General features: G+C 58.7%; 1 protein-coding gene. It reads left to right on the top strand.

Annotated features, from left to right (window positions below):
• The first annotated feature begins 123 nt into the window (after positions 1-123).
• Complete coding sequence (locus tag IRY30_RS10240; protein ID WP_194557346.1) at positions 124-840, top strand: DUF2786 domain-containing protein; 717 nt, start codon at positions 124-126, stop codon at positions 838-840.
• The last annotated feature ends 553 nt before the right edge of the window (positions 841-1393 follow it).

Here is a 1393-nt window from a genome sequence, read left to right as displayed (position 1 = left end):
TCCAGGACTGGCACTTCGCGTCGCTCACTAATCGGCACTTCGTGCCTTCTCGGGCGAAAAACGAGGAGGTAAGGCAGGTGGCAGACGGGTCACCGATTCACTACCAAGTCCAAGGAGGACACCATGACACATCCAGAGGGCATTGAACGCAAGATCAAGGCACTACTCGAGATGGCGCGCAGCCGGGCAGGCCAGCCAGATGAAGAGGCCTTCCGCAGCCGAGCGCTGGAGATGATGGCAAAATACGGAATCAACGAGCGCGACCTCGCCCAGGGGACTGCCGATGAGATGATTCATGAGAAGGTGTCTCTCAGTGGTGCTTACACCGATTGCCAGGGGCAGCTACTTGGACGTATTGCCAAAGCGCTGCATTGCGAGCCGGTGTTATGGACAACGCGGAACTCAAACAAGATCAGCCATGTGGAAATTTTTGGGCGGAACAAGCACGTCAAGCGCGTGATGATGATGTTCAGCTACCTCAACCCCTACATGCTCACTCAGGCGAAACGCGCTAGCTTAGATGATTTTATCGGGGTATCCACAGTCCTCCAGCGACGCTCATGGATGCAAGGATTCGCTCAGACCATCGCCCACCGTCTCCAGGAGATCGAAGACGGCCAAAGCCGAGAGTTTGATACCGCCAAGGACAAGGGCGAGATCGTACTGCTTAGCGATGCGCAAGCAGCCCGGCAAGCTCTCAACGAAGCTCACGGCCGACTACGCACCCGACAGAGCAAAAACCGCCTAGACCCCCAAGGATTCTCCAGCGGCTCCAGCGCAGGCCACAACGTTGATCTTGGCCAGCAGCGAGTGGACAGCCGAAAGGCACTCAACCGCTAAGACCGATCGGGAGGGGCGCGCATTCCCCAATCACGCGCACCAACGCAACCACCCCGACACAAGGGAAAGACCCCAACTGCCCGAGGGCACTTGGGGTCTCACCGATTCACTAAGGACACAATAACACATGACAAGCGCCAATGACAACATATCCATGACAACCGCCGATTTCCTGAAAAGCACTCGCCCGCTCCGAAGACCCCCACGACATCGCCCTCATCGAACTAGGTATCAGCGCCAGCCAGCTCGCAGCCACAGGAACGTTAACTGCTACCGCGCTCCTGCACCAACACCTCGATGCAGACGAACGAGAAGAGCTGCCCACAGATCGCAGCGCCTATGACCAGATCCTCGCGTACATCCGCCAACGATAGTTCCGCCCCGCTAGTCTCCGACCGCGGTGGGTTGGTGTGTCTGGCTTGGCCTGGGGCCAGCCACACCAACCAGGAGGAAGGAAGGCCGGTGGGGTGTGTGTTCTGCGGCGCACCAGTGCATGAGTCGCACTGTGCTTGCAGCCCCCAACCCCACCAGCCTGCTCGAACTGTTCGGCGAG

This window comes from Corynebacterium suicordis DSM 45110, from assembly GCF_015351405.1.
In the GTDB taxonomy this organism is placed as follows: domain Bacteria; phylum Actinomycetota; class Actinomycetes; order Mycobacteriales; family Mycobacteriaceae; genus Corynebacterium; species Corynebacterium suicordis.
This window is presented reverse-complemented; position numbering and strand designations above follow the sequence as displayed.

Coding starts and splice junctions, on each gene's coding strand:
- IRY30_RS10240 (WP_194557346.1), top strand. CDS start 124: ATGACACATCCAGAGGGCATTGAACGCAAGATCAAGGCACTACTCGAG.